Below are 17,897 nucleotides of genomic sequence, written 5' to 3'. Positions count from 1 at the left end.
GCCCTTCGGGGCAGGGATAGTTTTAGCCAAACTCCTCCACCAGCGCCTTCAGCCTGGCCGCACTCGCGGCAAAACCGCCTTCCGGCAAATTAGTCACCCCCAACACCAGCCCGCAATAAGCCGCCTTATCCTGATACCACACCGACAGCGGTGACGGTGCCATGCCGTACGCCAGCGCCGCCTTTGCAATCTGTACATCGCGCGTGCCCTGCGGCAGAGGAATAATCACCGCCAGTGCCGCACGCGACAGCTGTGTAAAATGCGGCTCAAGCGCCTGTAGCAGCTCGCTGAGTCGGGCGGCATACAGGCGTTTCATCCGACGCAGATGGCGCATGTAGTGCCCATCGTGCAGAAATTCCGCCACCGCGTTATGCAGAACGGATGACGATGCCGGCGCCAGCAGCGCCACCGTTTCCGCGAAATGCCCGGCCAGCGCGTCCGGCACCACCAGATATCCCATACGCAGCGCCGGGCTGAGCGTTTTACTGAACGTGCCAATATGCAGCACTCGCTCTGCATCCAGCGCAGCGAGGGCAGGAGCCGCCCGCCCCTGCAATTGCAGTTCGCCAAGATAATCATCTTCGATAACCCAGCTATCCTGCCGCCGCGCCCAGGCCAGCAGCTCGCCGCGGCGCGCAAGCGATAATGTCACGCCGAGCGGTGACTGCTGCCCCGGCGTTACCAATGCCACGCGGGCGTCGTCCGCCAGCCGTATACCGTCCGCAACGGAAATTCCCTGCTCATCTACCGGCACCGGTATCGCCTCGATTCCGGCCAGGTTCAGTGCACGACGAGCCAGCAAATAACCCGGATCTTCACTCCAGGCACGCGAACCGTGCAGCCCCAACGCCAGGCAGATAATGCCCAGCGCACCGGTATAGCCATTGGTGATAATGACCTGCGAGGCCTGGCAGCGGATACCGCGCGCCAGTGACAGATAGCTCACCAGCTCCTGACGCAGCGCCAGGCTGCCGCGCGGATCGGCATACCCCGTTGCGCCTCCGGCAATCTCCCGAACGTGGCGGGCCAGAATACGCGACCAGACTTTGGCCGGAAAAGCATCGCTGGCAGGAGCACCCATCTGGAAAGTCATTGGCACCACGTCAAAGGCATGGACCACATCCGCCAGCGGGGCCAGCACCGGTGCTTTCGGCGGTATCGCACGGGCGGCGGGCAGCACGGCACTGACCCAGGTGCCCGCTGCGCCACGAGCCACCAGCAGCTGGCTGTCTACCAGCATATCGTAGGCCGCACGCACCGTACCGCGCGCAACGCCCAGCGCAACCGCCAGATCGCGGCACGAGGGCACGCGCGATCCCGCCGGGAGGCGACCTTCCGCAATCGCCTGCGCCATCCCGGTACGGATCTGCTCCGTCAGCGAACGATCGGCGTAGCGCTGCAGGCCAATATGTTCCGCCGTCTGCACGGCAGATGGACCACTGTTTTTGTCAATTCCTGGCACTTTTATTGCCCCATCAAACCGATGAAAATAGCCATCAGCAGCAAATGCTGTCGATCATTCACGCCAGTCCCCCTGTCTTTGGAGACACAAATATGAGTGAACGTATTGATTTTAACGCCACTTCCCCAGTCGGAATGAAGGCGCTGGGCGGCGTCTATGGTTATGTCGCGCAGTGCGGCGTGCCGATGAGCATTATCGAACTGATTTTCCTGCGCGTCTCACAAATTAACGGCTGCGCATACTGCATCGACATGCACACTAAAGCGTTACACAAAGAGGGGATGCCGTGGGACAAAATTGTGCTCACCCAGGTCTGGCGTGAAGCAGGCAACTGGTTTTCCAGCAATGAGCAGGCGGCACTGGCCTGGGCCGAATCCCTGACCCTGATTGCGCAGACCAACGCACCGGACGAGGTGTATGCCCTGATACAAAAAGAATTTAGCGAAAAAGCGATTACCGATATGACAATTGCTATCGGTTTAATGAATGCTTATAACCGTCTGGCCATAAGCCACCGCAAGCTTCCAGACAGCGCTCCTCGTAATTAATCCATCCTTCTCAGCCATTTACCCCTCATCTTCTGCTGGTATTGCGGGCCGCTCAACGGCCCGTATAAATGTTACTAATTTCCGCTCATGAATCATTCTCATTTTTAATCTTTAAACACTTTTTTAATTAGCCCGTAACAATGGTATATTTCTGATACTTCCTAAAAGTGATTAAACTTGCAGCAAAAAATGCGGGTGGAATCTTTTAGCATTCCTGAATTAGCGCAATAACTTCACTGGTTCAGAGATATATCGGGTCTGTTTTACCTGCTTAACATGTTGAATTAATTCAGCATACGGAGATGTATCCTCATGCGTAAAATGGCAGTACTTCTGGCGGGTCTGGGTTTGACCAGTAAAGCCGCTGTAGAAGACGAGAAGCACGTTGATGTCTTACTGATCGGTGGTGGAGTGATGAGCGCCACCCTTGGTACCTACCTGCAAGAGCTGGAGCCGAACTGGCGCATCAGCATGGTAGAGCGTCTCGATGCAGTCGCCGAAGAGAGTTCCAACGGCTGGAATAATGCCGGTACGGGACACTCAGCGCTGATGGAACTGAATTACACTCCGGAAAATGCCGATGGATCGATCGACATTAAGAAAGCAGTAGAAATTAACGAAGCGTTCCAGATTTCCCGCCGTTTCTGGGCACACCAGGTTGAACGTGGCGTATTGCGCGATCCGCGCAGCTTCATTACCAGCGTGCCGCATATCAGTTTTGTCTGGGGCGACGATAACGTCAGCTTCCTGAAACGTCGCTACGCGGCGCTGCAAAACTGCAGCCTGTTCCGCGGTATGGAGTACTCAGAAGACGCTGAACAAATTAAACAGTGGGTGCCGCTGGTGATGGAAGGCCGCGAGCAGGGGCAGAAAGTTGCCGCTACCCGTATTCCTATCGGCACCGACGTCAACTTCGGTGAAGTCACCCGCCAGCTGGTCACCTCGCTGAAGAAGAACCCGAACTTCAGCCTGAAAAATCGCCACGAAGTGCGCAAGGTTCACCGCAACAGCGACGGCAGCTGGAACGTGACCGTGGCCGATCTGAACAACGACGGCAAGCAGGACACCATTCGCGCCAAATATGTCTTTATCGGTGCCGGTGGTGCAGCGCTGACGCTGTTACAGGAATCCGCAATTCCTGAAATGAAAAACTATGCAGGCTTCCCGGTAGGTGGCGAGTTCCTCGTTAGCGAAAACCCGGAAGTGGTGAAGCGCCATCTGGCGAAGGTGTACGGCAAAGCGTCCGTTGGTGCACCGCCGATGTCCGTTCCGCACCTGGATGCCCGCACGCTGGACGGCAAGCCGGTGCTGCTGTTCGGTCCATTTGCTACCTTCTCCACCAAGTTCCTCAAGCAGGGTTCCCTGTGGGATATGTTTGGCTCTATTACGCCATCGAACCTGATGCCGATGATGCGCGTGGGGATGGATAACTTCGATCTGGTGAAATATCTGGTCGGTCAGGTGCTGCTCAGCCCTGACGATCGCCACAAGGCACTGTGCGAATACTTCCCGGACGCGCGTAAAGAGGACTGGCGGCTGGTGAAAGCCGGTCAGCGCGTACAGATCATTGAGAAAGATGCCAAAAAAGGCGGCGTGCTGAAACTGGGCACCGAAGTGGTCACCTCGCAGGATGGCACCATTTCCGCACTGCTGGGCGCATCGCCGGGTGCCTCAACGGCGGCACCGATCATGCTGGACCTGATGAGCAAAGTGTTCAAAGAGCAGATGGCATCATCAGACTGGCAGAGCAAACTGAAGGCGATTATTCCGTTCTATGGCCAGAAGCTGAACGGCAACGTGGCCGCGACGGAGAAAGAGCTGGCGGACACCAGCCGCATCCTGCAGCTGGACTACGCGCCAATGACCTCTGCCAATGATGAAAACAGCGAGCAGGCGGCGGAAGTCGTCGGTAAGTAATCGCAGGATGGGGAAACCCATGCGTCCACGGGCGATTTGAAAACGAAAAAAAGGCGGATATCCGCCTTTTTTCTTGCGCTGAATCCGAGGAACTAAGCCAGCTGGATAGCTTCTACCAGCATCCACAGCGTCGTTGCCAGCAGCGACAGCGCCATAACGGTGTTAAACAGCTGTAGCTTCCACGGCACCTGCAGATGCTTACCCAGCCGATCGCCCATCATCGCCCACACCAGAATGCAGGGCAGGTTCAGCACCATAAAGCCGACCATCACCGCCAGAATACTGCTGTTGACGGTATACATCAGCGCCACGTTGGTTGCCATCAGCCAGGCTTTTGGATTCACCGCCTGAAACAGCGCGCCGCCAATCATCGTCATCGGACGCGCTTTTTCACGCATCTCCGGCGCGCCGGAACGGAAGATTTTCCACGACAGCCACAGCAGATAGCCGCAGCCCAGCAGCGTCAGCGGCAGGCGGATTGCTCCCATCCACGTCAGCAGGACTTCCAGCAGCGCACCGGCCAGTGCGGTCTGTATGCCGCAGCCCAGCATAATCCCGGTGACCATCGGCAGAGTACGGCGCATACCAAAATTGACCCCGGAGGTCGCCAGCATCAGGTTGTTAGGGCCTGGGGTAATCGACATAACGGTGACATAGCTGACAAAAGAGAGATCGAGCATAAGAGAGTTCCTACATTCCGGGTGAATGCAGCCAGTGTATTCACTCTGTCATGATGGTAACAGATGCAGAAAAACAGTATTGTTATGGGTACAAAGTGATTTAAGTTGTCACTGTACCCATCCGTTGAGGAGCGATCTGTGTCCATTACCGAGCCGCAGGCGACGCTGTACCATAATCTGGCCGAAACGCTGGCCTCCGCTATCCAGCAGGGGACGTTTATGCCCGGTAGCCGACTGCCCGCCATTCGCCGCTGCGCGGCCAGCCATCAGGTCAGCGTTAATACCGTGCTGACCGCCTACGGCATTCTGGAAGATCGCGGCCTGATTGAAGCGCGGCCGCAGTCCGGTTACTACGTGCGCGATGCGCTCCCTTCGCTGACCTACCAGTCTCCACCTCGCAGCAGCGTACGCTCGCCGGGAAGTAAAAAACTCGACCTGATCGATGCCGTTTTTGCCGCGCAGAACCATGCCGACTACACCAATATCTCGCTGGCCTGCCCGCAGAACAGCGACTTCTTCCCCACGGCGAAAATCAGCCGCATCATGGCCTCACTGCTGCGCCGTGAACCCGACCTGATTGGCCGCTACGCCCTGCCGCCGGGCAGTCTGCGCCTGCGTCGGGAAATCGCCCGCCGCTCAATGGATTTGGGTATTCGCATCAGCACGGACGACGTAACGCTCACCCACGGCTGTATGGAAGCACTCCAGCTGGCGCTGCGCGCGGTCACCCAGCCCGGCGACTGCGTCGGGCTGGAAACGCCGACCTACTTTTACCTCTTTCCACTGCTCGCCAGCTTAGGGCTTAAGGTGCTGGAGATCCCCACCGATCCGCAGCTCGGGCTGTCGCTGGATGCGCTGGAGCTGATGCTGCAGGAGCGGCGTATTCAGGCGATTATCGCCATGCCGAACGCGCAGAACCCACTGGGCAGCAGCATGACGCTGGAAGGGAAAAAGCGGCTGGCGCGACTGGTGAATCAGTACGAGGTGCCGCTGCTGGAGGATGGCCTGTATGCCGAACTACAGTTCTGCTGGCCGCTGACGCCTGCGGTAAAAGCCTTTGATGAAAACGGCTGGGTACTGTACTGCAGCAGCTTTACCAAAACGGTGGCACCCGACTTCCATCTCGGCTGGATTGCCGCTGGTCGTTTCAGCCAGGAGCTGGCACGGCTTAAATCCGTTTCCTCGCTGGCAGAATCACGCCTGCTGTCGGAAACGCTGGGGATTTTTCTGGAGTCCGGCGGCTACGATCACCATCTGCGCTCGCTGCGCCGCCGCTATGCCGCTCAGCTGGAGGAGGCGCGCGGTATCATCGCCCGCCATTTCCCGCACGGAACGCGCGCCACCCGTCCCAGCGGAGGGTTTGTCTTTTGGGTTGAGCTGCCCGGCAATATCGACAGCGTTGAGCTGTTCCACCGGCTGCTGCAGGAGAAAATCTGCCTGACGCCCGGCGCGCTTTACACGCTGAGCGAGCGCTGTAATAACGCTCTGCGGCTCTCCTGCTGCTACCCGTTTAATGAACGCTACATCTGGGCGCTGCAGCGCACCGGTGCCGTGGCCTGTGAAATGAGCGGCATTGCGGCTGGCGTGGCGTAAATTTATGGCGTACCGTTTCGACCCCAGGCCGCATAGCCCTTACGCGCGGTCAGGCGCTCGTAGTAGGCCCGAACGGCAGGAAACTCCGCGTGTTCAAGCGGGGTTTCATACCAGCGGTTCACCGACAGACCAACCGGGATGTCTGCCAGCGAGAAGTTGTCCCCGGATACGTAAGCTCCGGTTTTCTCCAGCTGCTGGTTGAGTATCCCCATGGTGTATTCCCAACCCTTGCAGGCCGCCGCCAGTAAGGTTGGGTCCTGATGTGCAGGGGAATGGCGAACCAGCGACATAAACGCATAGCGCCAGGCGGTGTTAAGTTCGGTGGCCTGCCAGTCAATCCACTGATCTACACGCGCGCGCTGTCGGGGATTTTGCGGGTAGAGCCATTCGCCCCCATAGGCATTCGCCAGGTAGCGGATAATGGTGTTGGATTCCCACAGGATAAAATCATCGTCCTGAATAACCGGAATGAGCGCGTTCGGATTCAGCGCTTTAAACGCCTCTTCCTTCGGCGACTGAAAACCCTCGCCCCACTCTTCACGTTCAAAGGGGATACCTAATTCATCACAGATCCACAGCACTTTTCTGACATTGATCGAAGACGCTCTTCCCAGTATTTTCAGCATAATATGTTCCATTTTTTATCTGATATTATCTAGTAATAGCCATAATCAACGAGGCTGACAACCCCTGTGATAAATCATCGCACGACGTGGTCAGTCCCCATGGAAATCTTCCGGTTACAGGTATTGTTATGACGCAGCTACGCCCTTTTAAACAGGTTGATGTTTTTACTTCCACGCCGTTTAACGGTAATCCGCTGGCGGTCATTATGGATGCCGACGGCCTGAGCGATAAGCAGATGCAGACCATCGCGCGCTGGACCAATCTTTCCGAAACCACTTTTGTTTTACCGGCAACCGAACCGGCGGCAGATTATCGCGTGCGTATTTTCACCCCGGATATGGAGCTGCCGTTTGCCGGGCATCCTACACTGGGCACGGCGCACGCATTGCTGGAGTCCGGTATTTCGCTGAATCAGCCGCAGCAGATCGTGCAGCAGTGCGGCGTCGGTCTGGTGAAGATCCGCATCGCCGATGACGGTGCGCTGGCGTTCGCTTCGCCGGAGGCAGTGCTGACACCGTTTAGCGATGCGCCCATTTCCAGCGCGCTGAACAGCGATAAGCTGGAAGAGCAGCTGCCGGTGATGGTGGCCGATATGGGTATTCGCTGGCTGCTGGTGCCAATGAAGTCGGCGGAAGCGGTGCTGGAGATCAAACCGGACGCCGTCGAGTTTGCCCGGCTGATTAAGAAATCCAACGTGAACGGGGTAATGCCGTTTGGCCCCCTCAAAGGCGTCGCTGATGGCTATGAGGTGCGTGGCCTGCTGATTGAACAAGGTTCCCTGACGGAAGATCCGGTGACCGGCAGCGCGAACGCGTGCCTGGCACGCTATTTCCAGGCGCGGGGCGTGGAGCTGGACTATATGGTTCATCAGGGAACCGCCATCCAGCGTGCGGGAAGAGTGACCGTGACCTACGCCAGCGACGGCGTGTGGATCGGTGGCCAGACGGTCACGGTGCTGGATGGTGCCATCAGACTGTAAGGCATTCGCAGGCGATTCGATTCGCTATCGCGGAGGGAGATCCCGGCTTGCTGGCTGGCTGGCTGGCTGGCTGGCTGGCTGGCTGGCTGGCTGGCTGGCCATAGATACTGCGCTCCCGGCCGCGATAGTGAATCATAATCTTCTGAATTACAGGAACATACCGCCTGACGCTTCGATGCGCTGACCGTTAACCCAGCGGCACTCTTCGCTCAGCAGAGCAGCAACGGCGTTGCCGATATCATCCGGCAGGCCGACGCGACCCAGCGCGGTTTGCGCAGCAATCGCCGCATTCATTGCCGCATCATCACGCACCCGACCACCGCCGAAATCTGTCTCGATCGCACCGGGAGCAAGAATGTTGACCGCAATACCGCGAGCCCCCAGCTCTTTGGCCTGATAACGTGTCAGTACCTCCATCGCACCTTTGACCGCCGCGTAAGCGCCGGAACCCGGCAGCGTAAAGCGAGCCAGTCCACTGGACACATTCAGAATGCGCCCGCCGTCGATAATCAGCGGCAGCAGCTTCTGAGTGAGGAAGAAAGGTCCCTTAAAATGAACATTCACCAGGTGGTCAAACTGTGCTTCGGTCGTGTCGGCGAACGGCGTATAGAGGCCGGTCCCTGCATTGTTGAATAAGTAATCAAAGCTATCGCGCTGCCATACTTTTTGCAGCGTTTCCCGCACGCGTCCGGCAAAGGCATCAAAGCTGCTGCTATCGCCCACATCCAGCTGTAGCGCCACCGCGCGCGCACCCAGGGCCTGGATTTTCGTGACGACTTCCTGCGCTTCCTGCTCTTTACTGTGCCAGGTCAGAATGATATCAATCCCCTTTTCCGCCAGTTTTAACGCTGCATTCTGGCCTAAACCGCGGCTGCCGCCGGTGATCAGTGCAATTTTCTCGCTCATTTGTTTCTCCAGGGAGTGGGCTGTGGACAAAAAACAGGATATTACTGCTCTGATGAACTATAAATAGCGTTAACTACGCTTCACTGTTCCATTAACAACAACAATAAGAGAAAAAATGGATAAAATACACACAATGAAAGTGTTTGTACGCGTGGCGGAAATGCAGAGTTTTACCCGCGCGGCAGAGAGCCTCGGACTGCCTAAAGGCAGCCTGTCGCGCCAGATCCAGGCGCTGGAAAACAGCCTTGGTTCACGCCTTCTGCACAGAACGACGCGGCGGGTGCAGCTGACACAGGATGGTCAGATTTACTTCGAACGCTGCCGTGATGTGCTGGCCACGCTGGAAGAGATGGATTCGATGTTCCAGCACGATCCGGCCACGCTCAGCGGTCGGCTACGGGTAGACATGCCGGTCAGCCTCGCCAGCGGCTATCTCATCCCGCTGCTCCCCGAGTTTCTTCAGCACTACCCCGGAATTGAACTGGAGCTGAGCAGCAGCGATCGCCGGGTAGATGTGGTACGGGAGGGCTTCGACTGTGTCGTTCGCGTGGGGGTTTTAGAAGATTCCGGGCTGGTCGCACGGCCGCTGGGCCATCTTCCGCTGATTAACTGCGCCAGTCCTGACTATCTTGCACGCTTCGGCACGCCGGAATCCCTGAAGGACTTGTCCCAGCATGCGATGGTTCACTACAGCCAGCAGCTCGGCGTGCAGTCGGGCGGCTTTGAATATTTTGATGGTAAAACGACCACGCTGATCAAAACCGGCGGTGCCGTCACCGTGAACAGCACGGAAACCTACCGCTCGGCCTGCCTGGCCGGTCTGGGCATTATTCAGGTACCGCGCGTTGGCGTGCAGAGCGCGCTGAAAGAAAAAAAACTGGTGGAGATTTTGCCACACTTCCCCGCGTGCCCGATGCAGCTGTCGCTGCTCTGGCCGCATCGTCGTAATCAGGCACGGCGGGTTCAGGTGTTCATTGAATGGCTGAGCCAGGCACTGAAGCGCTACGTTGCCTGACTGACAGGCTATAATTTGCAATTAAACATTAATCAAAAGGATAGAGAAGGATTCATGGCGGATACTCAACGGCGCGATCCCCAGGCAGCAGATACGGCGGAAAAACCGCTGATCAACATCAAAACCGGGAATCATACGGTCGATAAATCCATCACCCGGGTATCCCGGCTGGTCAGCTGGTTCCGTGCCATTCCGGCGGTAGCGCATTTTATTCGTGCGGGTGAGCGATTTAACGATCGGCTTGGCAGCCAGTTTGGCGCAGCGATTACCTATTTTTCATTTCTTTCGCTGATCCCGATCCTGATGGTGTCTTTTGCCGCCGTCGGATTTCTGCTTGCCTCAAATCAGGATCTGCTGACCGAGCTGATCGATAAGATCGTTAGCAGCATCAGCGATCCCTCTTTGGCAACGACGTTGAAGAATACGGTCAATACGGCGATCCAGCAGCGAACGACGGTCGGGATAACCGGTCTGCTGGTGGCGCTGTATTCAGGCATCAGCTGGATGGGTAATCTGCGTGAAGCGATACGCGCTCAGTCCCGCGACGTCTGGGAACGGACGCCGCAGGATCAGGAAAAAGTCTGGTTCAAATATTCTCGCGACTTTATTTCGCTGACCGGGCTGGTGCTGGCGCTGATTATTACCCTGTCGCTGACCTCAATTGCCGGTGCGGCGCAGGCGACGATCGTAAGGGCTCTCGGGCTGGAAGATATCGAATGGCTGCGCCCGGCGATGACGACGATTGCTCTGTCGATCTCCATTTTTGCCAACTATCTCCTGTTCCTGTGGATTTTCTGGATACTGCCGCGCCACAAGCCGCGTAAAAAGGCCCTGCTGCGCGGTACGCTGCTGGCGGCGATTGGTTTTGAGGTGATTAAATTTATTATGACCCTGACGCTGCCGAAGCTGGCTTCTTCACCGTCCGGTGCCGCTTTCGGCTCCGTGCTGGGGCTAATGGCGTTCTTCTACTTCTTTGCCCGTCTGACGCTGTTCTGCGCGGCGTGGATCGCCACCGCACAGTATAAAGATGACCCGGAACCTATCGGGAAATAACCCTCAAAAGCAATGCTGTGCGGCTGGCTATTTCAGCAGCGCACAGCTGTGGTCCTGCAACTCTTCGGCAGATCCCCTGTTCAAAAGCAGCCAGTTGCGCTCGACCACCATCAGCGCCCGCCGCCCGTCCTTCAACGCAGCGATGGCCACACCGTAACGCCCCATATTCTCACGTGCGCCGGGCAGTTCGCTGGCAATACGGATAAACGGGCTGGTGCGCTTAAACTCATCGCGGGTAATTGCCCGTATAACGTAATCATGTTTACCCAGTTTATAGGTCTGCCACTGGTCATTCAGCGTGCTATCGAGGGCATCCAGCTGCTGGCGAATATCGGCCCGCAGGCAGGAGATATGAACGTGCAGCTGGTTCTGCGTCCGTCCCCACTCAGAATTCACCGCCAGCGAATAGACCCGATCGTTAATCGCCGCCCCCCGTCGTTCTTCCATAAAATGCCGGGCGCGCCAGGCCTCGGATAAAAAATTCGGCGTGGCCGGGCTGAGTAATTTTCGGCTTTCAACGCCGGTTATTTTTGCGATCGGCACTAGCAGAAACTGTAGCGCACCATTGCGGTCTTTTAGTACCACATAACCATCGGCTTCACTGACCAGGCTGCACGGGGCCGGATCGTGTTTCTGCTGCTCGCCCACGACGCACTGCTGGCTGACAATCTTCCATAAGGCATCGGCATTATTATTAAAATACAGGGCCATAGCGCCAGCCGATGCCGCTATTACCCCCACCAGCAAAATCGCTAAGCGCTTTCTTCCATGCATCAATCATTACCTCAGCCAATAATCGTTCACAATGTAATCGAAGCGGGCGGTAAGATCATGTGAAATCATCGGCGAGCGCGCTTCCACGGCGAGGAACGTTGCGATGAATACGTTTCAGTCCAACAGAGAAAACAAAAAGGGCCGACAGTGTCGGCCCTGATTGCATGACTCCCGATCGGTATTTAGCGCTTCATCACCTGATCGTAAGTTCCACCTTCAGCGAAGTGAGTTTTCTGTGCCGCCATCCAGCCACCGAACTTACCGTCGATAGTGAACAGTTTCACCGGCTGGAAGGTGCTGGCAAATTTCTTGGCAACGGCCTCATCACGCGGACGGTAGAAGTTCTGCGCCGCGATAGTCTGGCCTTCCGGCGAGTAGAGATACTTCAGGTACTCGTCGGCAACTTTACGGGTATCGCGCTCGTCGACCACTTTATCCACCACGGAAACGGTCGGTTCGGCCAGGATGGATTCGCTCGGGGTGATAATTTCAAACTGATCTTTACCCAGTTTGTTCACCGCCAGATACGCTTCGTTTTCCCAGGCAATCAGCACGTCACCAATGCCGCGTTCAACGAAGGTGTTGGTGGCACCACGTGCGCCGGAGTCCTGTACTTCAACATTCTTAAACAGCGACTTCACGTATTCCTGCGCTTTAGCCTGATCGCCGTTGTTCTGATCCAGTGCCCATCCCCAGGCTGCCAGATAGTTCCAGCGTGCGCCGCCGGAGGTTTTCGGGTTCGGAGTAATTACAGAGACGCCCGGCTTAATCAAATCCGGCCAGTCATGAATTTGTTTTGGGTTACCTTTACGCACCAGGAAGACAATGGTGGAAGTGTACGGTGCGGAGTTATCCGGCAGGCGTTTGATCCAGTTTTTATCGATGCGGCCACGTTCTGCAATGGCGTCAACGTCCGAGGCCAGCGCCAGGGTCACGACATCCGCTTTAATCCCGTTGATCACCGACGTCGCCTGTTTGCCTGAACCGCCGTGCGACTGACGAATCACCACGTTATCGCCGGTTTCCTGCTTATAGTGAGCGCTGAACGCTTTATTGTATTGCTCATACAGTTCACGTGTTGGATCGTAAGAGACATTCAGCAGCTGAATATCCTTCGCCAGCACGCTGGTTGAGGCCAGTAACAGGGTAATTCCCACACTCCACTTCTTCATTGCACGCACTCCCAAAGGTTTAATCTGAGAAGGAGCGTGACATAAAGCAGACTGCGAATTAAAGAATTAAAAAGAAGCTGTAATAACTATATGGAATAACACTTTGCATAAAAAAGGCGCTGGAGCGCAGCGCCTTGTTTTTTATCAGTAAAGCTTTTTGGCGATTTCCAGCCAGTCGCCTTTGAACGGGCGTTTCATATTTTCGATCGCATCAATGATGTCGTGGTGAACCATTTTCTCGTTCTGAATACCCACGCAGCGGCCGCCGTAGCCCTGCAACAGCAGTTCAATGGAATAAGCACCCATACGAGAAGCAAGAATACGGTCATAGGCAACCGGTGCCCCACCGCGCTGAATATGGCCCAGTACGGTTGCACGGGTTTCACGCTTAGTTTCAGCTTCGATATATTTCGCCAGCTCATCCACATCGCAGATATGCTCGGTAATCGCCACAATTGCGTGCTTTTTACCCTTGGCAATACCGGCTTTAATCTCCGCCAGCAGCTCTTCGCGGGTGTATGGCGTTTCTGGCAGAACGATAAACTCACAGCCACCGGCAATCGCCGCTGCCAGGGTCAGATCGCCACAGTAGCGGCCCATCACTTCAACGATAGAAATACGCTGATGCGAAGAGGAAGTATCGCGCAGGCGGTCAATCGCTTCAACGACCGTTTCCAGCGCGGTGAAGTAACCAATGGTGTAATCCGTACCGGCAACGTCATTATCGATCGTGCCCGGCAGGCCGATGCATGGGAAGCCCATTTCGGTCAGGCGCTTCGCACCCATGTAGGAGCCGTCACCACCGATAACCACCAGCGCATCAATACCACGCTTTCTCATATTATCCAGCGCTACCGCACGCACTTCGTCTTTGCGGAAATCAGGGAAGCGTGCAGATCCAAGGAACGTACCACCGCGGTTAATCATGTCGGATACGCTATAGCGATCCAGATTCACCATCCGATCTTCATACAGACCCAGATAGCCGTCATAAATACCAAAAACTTCCAGTCCTTCACTCAGCGCCGCGCGTACGACACCGCGGATTGCAGCGTTCATACCTGGGGCGTCGCCGCCGCTTGTCAGTACACCGATTTTCTTGATCATGACAACCTCTGAACTTGTTGATGCAAATGTTGAATTCTGAACGCCGGGGCGGCAGGACGCGCGCACAAGAGCTAACCGACTAAGTTAAGCTGATAGTATATCAAATCTTGTTAGCTGAATTGATTCAGGTCAGGCCAGATTTGCCTATTTTTTTTGCGGCAACTCACGTTTTAAATGATGCAGGGCTAACTGATTCATTTAACGGCAATTTACCACTAAAAATTATTTTTTGGCTCCACTGGCACTACGGAACATGGATCCTGATGGATAATCACATCAGACCCCGGAAAACGCATCAGCAACGCCTGTTCCAGCTCATCCGCTATCTGATGAGCCTTAACCAGTGGTAAGTGGTCATCCATTTCCAAATGGAGCTGAATAAATCGAGTCGGGCCAGACTGGCGGGTGCGAATATCATGCGCTCCCTGAATACCGGACTGCGCGGCAATAATATTTTCGATGGCCTGGCGATCTTCATCGGGTAATGCGCGATCCAGAAGCGCCTGAACCGCTTCATAACCCATCCGTAACGCGCTATACAGAATCCAGACGCCAATGCCTAAGGCAAACAGTGCATCCGCGCGATGAAAACCGTACCAGCTCAGAGCAAGTGCCAGCAAAATCGCCCCGTTCATAATCACGTCTGACTGATAGTGCAGCATATCGGCACGTATCGCCAGGCTGTGGGTGCGCCGTACAACCCAGCGCTGGAAAGTCACCAGAATTAACGTAGAGAACAGTGCAATGACGGTGACGATCATCCCTACCAACGGTGCATGCATCGGTGCGGGAGTGGCCAAATGCTGAAGACCCGTCAGGAACAGAAACAGAGCCGATCCAGAAATAAACATGCTTTGCGCCAGGGCGGCGAGCGATTCGGCCTTACCGTGACCAAAGGTATGTTCCGCATCAGCAGGCTGAAGCGAATAGCGGACAACCAGCAGATTAGTCAGAGAAGCGGCGATATCCACCAGTGAGTCAACCAGCGCGGCCAATACGCTGACCGATCCGGTATGCCACCAGGCGAAAATTTTGATGATCAACAGCAGCGAAGCAAGAACCGTAGCGGCCAGTGCTGCCGAGTTGACCAGCCGAGCATAGCGTTGATTCATGACGCACTCCGGCAGGAAAAGTACCGTCAGTATACTGGATTTAAGCGCAAAAAATCCCCGGTTATTGCGAGCCGGTGCATGCGGAGAAACATTGAAATCTGATGGGCAAAAAAAACCCCCTCATCATGAGGGGGAAGACAGGGATGGTGTCTATGGCAAGGAAAAACAGGGATAGTATGTACTGGTACTTTACGGGTTACTGCTGGTGTTACGTACTGCCTGCAGAGGCGAAGCCTGCTGCGAGTTCGTTAGCTGGCGCAATTCATCGATGCGCTGCTGATGTTTCTGCTCTAAGACAGCCTGCTGCTGAGGTGTTAACAGGTGATACATCTGGTTGCGTACCCGGGCCATCTCGACCTGGCGTTCAACCTCCGCCTGCGCTATTTTTTCCACCTGAGCTTCGTAAGCTGCCTGATCAAATTTATCTGCAATAATCAGTTCGTGCAGTTGCTCTAAATCGTTAATACTTATAGGAGAACGATCGTGCCGTGCCTGCTGCATCAGGTCCCGTAGTTGCTGACGCTGCTGCTCCGTTAAATTGATGCCATCAAACATGTGATTTTGCGGGCCCAGCCTTAATGTGCTGCTTGCTCCATCAGTGTGATGCATCTCGTCATTCGTCGTAACGTCAGCAGCCCATGCGGTGGAGAGGCTAAGCACCAGCGCCTGAACCGCAACGACGGCGGTAACTCTGCGCATCGTTTACTCCCAAGTTTGTTTCCGTATTTCGATTCAACGAGATTCAGTCTACGGGGCCTGCTGCAAACAAGCGTCAGGGGGTGTAAAACTACGTAAAGTCATAGATTGAGCGCGTTCGTTCACGGTATTTTGCCTGCGGAGGGCAATAAAAGATGAATAAAATCCTGTTGGTTGACGATGACCGCGAATTGACTTCGCTGCTGAAAGAATTGCTGGAAATGGAAGGCTTCAATGTGCTGGTTGCCGGTGACGGTGAACAGGCGCTGGCGCTACTGGATAACAGTGTCGATCTGCTATTACTCGATGTGATGATGCCGAAGAAAAACGGCATTGATACCCTGAAAGAACTGCGTCAGCAGCATCAGACCCCGGTGATTATGCTCACCGCTCGCGGCAGCGAGCTGGACCGTGTACTCGGCCTGGAACTGGGCGCGGACGATTACCTGCCAAAACCGTTCAACGACCGGGAACTGGTTGCGCGTATCCGTGCCATTCTGCGCCGCTCCAACTGGAGTGAGCAGCAGCAACAGCACGATAACAGCTCGCCAACGCTGGAGGTGGATTTACTGCGCCTGAACCCGGGCCGCCAGGAAGCCAGCTTTGACGGCGTGACGCTGGATCTGACCGGAACAGAATTCACTTTGCTCTACCTGCTGGCACAGCATTTAGGCCAGGTTGTATCACGTGAACATCTGAGCCAGGAAGTCCTTGGTAAGCGGCTTACTCCGTTCGATCGCGCTATCGATATGCATATCTCAAACCTGCGGCGCAAGCTGCCGGAGCGTAAAGACGAACATCCGTGGTTCAAAACGCTGCGCGGACGTGGCTATCTGATGGTGTCCGCAACATGATATCCAGCCTGACCACCCGCATCTTTGCCATATTCTGGCTGACGCTGGCACTGGTGCTGATGCTGGTGTTAATGCTGCCGAAGCTCGATTCCCGCCAGATGACGCCACTGCTGGACAGTGAAGAACGGCAGGGAGTCATGATTGAGCAGCACGTTGAAGCGGAGCTGGCACAGGACCCGCCCAACGACCTGATGTGGTGGCGCAGGCTGTTTCGCGCAATTGACAAGTGGGCTCCACCCGGCCAGCGTTTGTTGCTGGTGACCAGCGAAGGCCGGGTGATTGGCGCGCAGCACAATGAAATGCAGGTGATCCGTAATTTTATCGGCCAGTCGGATAACGCAGATCAGCCGCAGAAGAAAAAATATGGTCGCCTGGAAATGGCCGGCCCGTTCTCCGTGCGCGATGGGGAAGACAGCTATCAGCTGTATCTGATCCGTCCCGCCAGTAACTCACAGCTCGATTTTATCAATCTGCTGTTTGACCGGCCGCTGCTGCTGCTGATCGTCACCATGCTGATCAGTTCACCACTGCTGCTCTGGCTGGCATGGAGCCTGGCAAAACCGGCACGCAAACTAAAACATGCCGCAGATGATGTTGCCGCCGGTAACCTGCGCCAGCGACCGGAACTGGAAGCCGGTCCGCAGGAATTCCTTGCGGCGGGAGCCAGCTTCAACCAGATGGTCAGCGCGCTGGAACGGATGATGACTTCTCAGCAGCGGCTGTTGTCCGATATCTCGCATGAACTGCGCACCCCGCTGACTCGCCTGCAGCTGGCCACCGCGCTGATGCGCCGCCGCCACGGTGAGGCCAAAGAGCTGGAGCGTATCGAGATGGAAGCGCAGCGCCTGGATGGCATGATCAATGACCTGCTGGTGCTCTCGCGTACTCAGCACAAAAATGCGCTGGTCAGCGAGGCGATCAAGGCCAATCACCTGTGGTCGGATGTACTGGAAGATGCGAAGTTCGAAGCGGAACAGATGGGTAAATCGCTGGAGGTGCCTTATCCACCGGGTCCGTGGCCGCTGTACGGTAACCCCAGCACGCTCGACAGCGCGTTGGAGAACATCGTGCGTAACGCCCTGCGCTACTCGCACAGCAAAATTTCGGTCAGTTTCTCGGTGGATAAAAAAGGCGTCACCGTCCATGTGGATGATGACGGCCCTGGCGTCAGCCCGGAGGATCGGGAACAGATTTTCCGGCCGTTCTACCGCACCGATGAGGCGCGCGATCGCGAATCCGGCGGTACCGGGCTGGGGCTGGCGATTGTGGAAAATGCCATTCAGCAGCATCACGGCTGGGTGAAAGCCGATGACAGTCCATTGGGCGGGCTGCGGCTGACCATCTGGCTACCGCTGTATACCACTCAGCACGAATAATTTGCTATCCTGCGGCCCTCGTATCA

General features: G+C 55.9%; 17 protein-coding genes. 8 read left to right on the top strand and 9 right to left on the bottom strand.

The genetic code is table 11. From position 1 onward, the window contains the following. Positions 1–22: 22 nt before the first annotated feature. Positions 23–1,462 (bottom strand): MocR-like pyridoxine biosynthesis transcription factor PdxR, encoded by a 1,440-nt coding sequence (gene pdxR / locus OMR58_RS21840; protein ID WP_200562073.1) that lies wholly within the window; start codon positions 1,460–1,462, stop codon positions 23–25. 92 nt (positions 1,463–1,554) lie between these two features. Between pdxR and OMR58_RS21835 the strand changes: the two genes are divergently transcribed. Both OMR58_RS21835 and mqo read left to right on the top strand, forming a co-directional pair. Then, entirely contained in the window at positions 1,555–2,010 is a 456-nt protein-coding gene (locus tag OMR58_RS21835) for a carboxymuconolactone decarboxylase family protein (RefSeq protein ID WP_200562185.1), read from the top strand. A gap of 312 nt (positions 2,011–2,322) precedes the next feature. Next, a complete protein-coding gene (gene mqo / locus OMR58_RS21830) occupies positions 2,323–3,927 on the top strand; it encodes a malate dehydrogenase (quinone) (RefSeq protein WP_444861336.1) in 1,605 nt (534 codons plus the stop codon). 92 nt (positions 3,928–4,019) lie between these two features. On the opposite strand, the gene OMR58_RS21825 is transcribed toward mqo, so the two are convergent. After that, positions 4,020–4,607 (bottom strand): LysE family translocator, encoded by a 588-nt coding sequence (locus OMR58_RS21825; RefSeq protein ID WP_200562075.1) that lies wholly within the window; start codon positions 4,605–4,607, stop codon positions 4,020–4,022. Between the two features lie 138 nt (positions 4,608–4,745). Between OMR58_RS21825 and OMR58_RS21820 the strand changes: the two genes are divergently transcribed. Then, complete coding sequence (locus OMR58_RS21820) at positions 4,746–6,200, top strand: aminotransferase-like domain-containing protein (RefSeq protein WP_264546906.1); 1,455 nt, start codon at positions 4,746–4,748, stop codon at positions 6,198–6,200. Between the two features lie 2 nt (positions 6,201–6,202). Here OMR58_RS21820 and OMR58_RS21815 read toward each other — a convergent pair whose 3' ends face one another. Then, positions 6,203–6,826 (bottom strand): glutathione S-transferase family protein, encoded by a 624-nt coding sequence (locus OMR58_RS21815; RefSeq protein ID WP_264546905.1) that lies wholly within the window; start codon positions 6,824–6,826, stop codon positions 6,203–6,205. A 128-nt stretch (positions 6,827–6,954) separates the two neighbouring features. Between OMR58_RS21815 and OMR58_RS21810 the strand changes: the two genes are divergently transcribed. Continuing rightward, positions 6,955–7,806, top strand: a complete 852-nt coding sequence (locus tag OMR58_RS21810) for a PhzF family phenazine biosynthesis protein (protein WP_264546904.1) — start codon at positions 6,955–6,957, stop codon at positions 7,804–7,806. A gap of 147 nt (positions 7,807–7,953) precedes the next feature. Here the strand turns inward: OMR58_RS21810 and OMR58_RS21805 are convergent, their stop codons facing one another. Then, positions 7,954–8,712 carry an SDR family NAD(P)-dependent oxidoreductase gene (locus OMR58_RS21805; protein ID WP_264546903.1) on the bottom strand — a complete coding sequence of 253 codons (759 nt, stop codon included), beginning with the start codon at positions 8,710–8,712 and terminating at the stop codon, positions 7,954–7,956. A gap of 115 nt (positions 8,713–8,827) precedes the next feature. On the opposite strand from OMR58_RS21805, the gene OMR58_RS21800 reads away from it, so the two are divergent. Further along, positions 8,828–9,727, top strand: coding sequence for a LysR family transcriptional regulator (locus tag OMR58_RS21800; RefSeq protein ID WP_200562079.1), 900 nt, complete (start codon positions 8,828–8,830; stop codon positions 9,725–9,727). Between the two features lie 54 nt (positions 9,728–9,781). Further along, on the top strand, positions 9,782–10,780 hold the full coding sequence (gene yhjD / locus OMR58_RS21795; protein WP_200547471.1) for an inner membrane protein YhjD: 999 nt from the start codon (positions 9,782–9,784) through the stop codon (positions 10,778–10,780). Between the two features lie 27 nt (positions 10,781–10,807). Here yhjD and OMR58_RS21790 read toward each other — a convergent pair whose 3' ends face one another. From OMR58_RS21790 to cpxP, 5 genes are all read right to left on the bottom strand, one after another. Then, complete coding sequence (locus OMR58_RS21790) at positions 10,808–11,554, bottom strand: CDP-diacylglycerol diphosphatase (protein WP_264546902.1); 747 nt, start codon at positions 11,552–11,554, stop codon at positions 10,808–10,810. A gap of 182 nt (positions 11,555–11,736) precedes the next feature. Further along, entirely contained in the window at positions 11,737–12,726 is a 990-nt protein-coding gene (locus OMR58_RS21785) for a sulfate ABC transporter substrate-binding protein (RefSeq protein WP_264546901.1), read from the bottom strand. A 144-nt stretch (positions 12,727–12,870) separates the two neighbouring features. Continuing rightward, positions 12,871–13,833 (bottom strand): 6-phosphofructokinase, encoded by a 963-nt coding sequence (gene pfkA, locus OMR58_RS21780; RefSeq protein ID WP_264546900.1) that lies wholly within the window; start codon positions 13,831–13,833, stop codon positions 12,871–12,873. 215 nt (positions 13,834–14,048) lie between these two features. Beyond that, positions 14,049–14,945: a CDF family cation-efflux transporter FieF gene (gene fieF / locus OMR58_RS21775; protein WP_105594466.1), complete on the bottom strand. Its 897-nt coding sequence runs from the start codon at positions 14,943–14,945 to the stop codon at positions 14,049–14,051. Between the two features lie 189 nt (positions 14,946–15,134). Then, on the bottom strand, positions 15,135–15,644 hold the full coding sequence (cpxP, locus tag OMR58_RS21770; protein ID WP_264546899.1) for a cell-envelope stress modulator CpxP: 510 nt from the start codon (positions 15,642–15,644) through the stop codon (positions 15,135–15,137). A gap of 152 nt (positions 15,645–15,796) precedes the next feature. Here cpxP and cpxR point away from each other — a divergent pair, with 152 nt between their 5' ends. Then, entirely contained in the window at positions 15,797–16,495 is a 699-nt protein-coding gene (gene cpxR / locus OMR58_RS21765) for an envelope stress response regulator transcription factor CpxR (RefSeq protein ID WP_200562083.1), read from the top strand. Beyond that, a complete protein-coding gene (gene cpxA / locus OMR58_RS21760) occupies positions 16,492–17,871 on the top strand; it encodes an envelope stress sensor histidine kinase CpxA (protein ID WP_200562085.1) in 1,380 nt (459 codons plus the stop codon). The genes cpxR and cpxA overlap by 4 nt, the downstream gene beginning before the upstream one ends. The last annotated feature ends 26 nt before the right edge of the window (positions 17,872–17,897 follow it).

Source organism: Erwinia sp. INIA01, assembly GCF_025947915.1.
GTDB classification, from domain to species: Bacteria; Pseudomonadota; Gammaproteobacteria; order Enterobacterales; family Enterobacteriaceae; genus Erwinia; species Erwinia coffeiphila.
Note: the sequence above shows the minus strand (reverse complement) of the source record. Positions and strands in the feature narration are given on the sequence as shown.

Coding starts and splice junctions, on each gene's coding strand:
- OMR58_RS21835 (WP_200562185.1), top strand. CDS start 1,555: ATGAGTGAACGTATTGATTTTAACGCCACTTCCCCAGTCGGAATGAAG.
- mqo (WP_444861336.1), top strand. CDS start 2,323: ATGCGTAAAATGGCAGTACTTCTGGCGGGTCTGGGTTTGACCAGTAAA.
- OMR58_RS21825 (WP_200562075.1), bottom strand. CDS start 4,607: ATGCTCGATCTCTCTTTTGTCAGCTATGTCACCGTTATGTCGATTACC.
- OMR58_RS21815 (WP_264546905.1), bottom strand. CDS start 6,826: ATGCTGAAAATACTGGGAAGAGCGTCTTCGATCAATGTCAGAAAAGTG.
- OMR58_RS21810 (WP_264546904.1), top strand. CDS start 6,955: ATGACGCAGCTACGCCCTTTTAAACAGGTTGATGTTTTTACTTCCACG.
- OMR58_RS21805 (WP_264546903.1), bottom strand. CDS start 8,712: ATGAGCGAGAAAATTGCACTGATCACCGGCGGCAGCCGCGGTTTAGGC.
- OMR58_RS21800 (WP_200562079.1), top strand. CDS start 8,828: ATGGATAAAATACACACAATGAAAGTGTTTGTACGCGTGGCGGAAATG.
- yhjD (WP_200547471.1), top strand. CDS start 9,782: ATGGCGGATACTCAACGGCGCGATCCCCAGGCAGCAGATACGGCGGAA.
- OMR58_RS21790 (WP_264546902.1), bottom strand. CDS start 11,554: ATGCATGGAAGAAAGCGCTTAGCGATTTTGCTGGTGGGGGTAATAGCG.
- OMR58_RS21785 (WP_264546901.1), bottom strand. CDS start 12,726: ATGAAGAAGTGGAGTGTGGGAATTACCCTGTTACTGGCCTCAACCAGC.
- pfkA (WP_264546900.1), bottom strand. CDS start 13,833: ATGATCAAGAAAATCGGTGTACTGACAAGCGGCGGCGACGCCCCAGGT.
- fieF (WP_105594466.1), bottom strand. CDS start 14,945: ATGAATCAACGCTATGCTCGGCTGGTCAACTCGGCAGCACTGGCCGCT.
- cpxP (WP_264546899.1), bottom strand. CDS start 15,644: ATGCGCAGAGTTACCGCCGTCGTTGCGGTTCAGGCGCTGGTGCTTAGC.
- cpxR (WP_200562083.1), top strand. CDS start 15,797: ATGAATAAAATCCTGTTGGTTGACGATGACCGCGAATTGACTTCGCTG.
- cpxA (WP_200562085.1), top strand. CDS start 16,492: ATGATATCCAGCCTGACCACCCGCATCTTTGCCATATTCTGGCTGACG.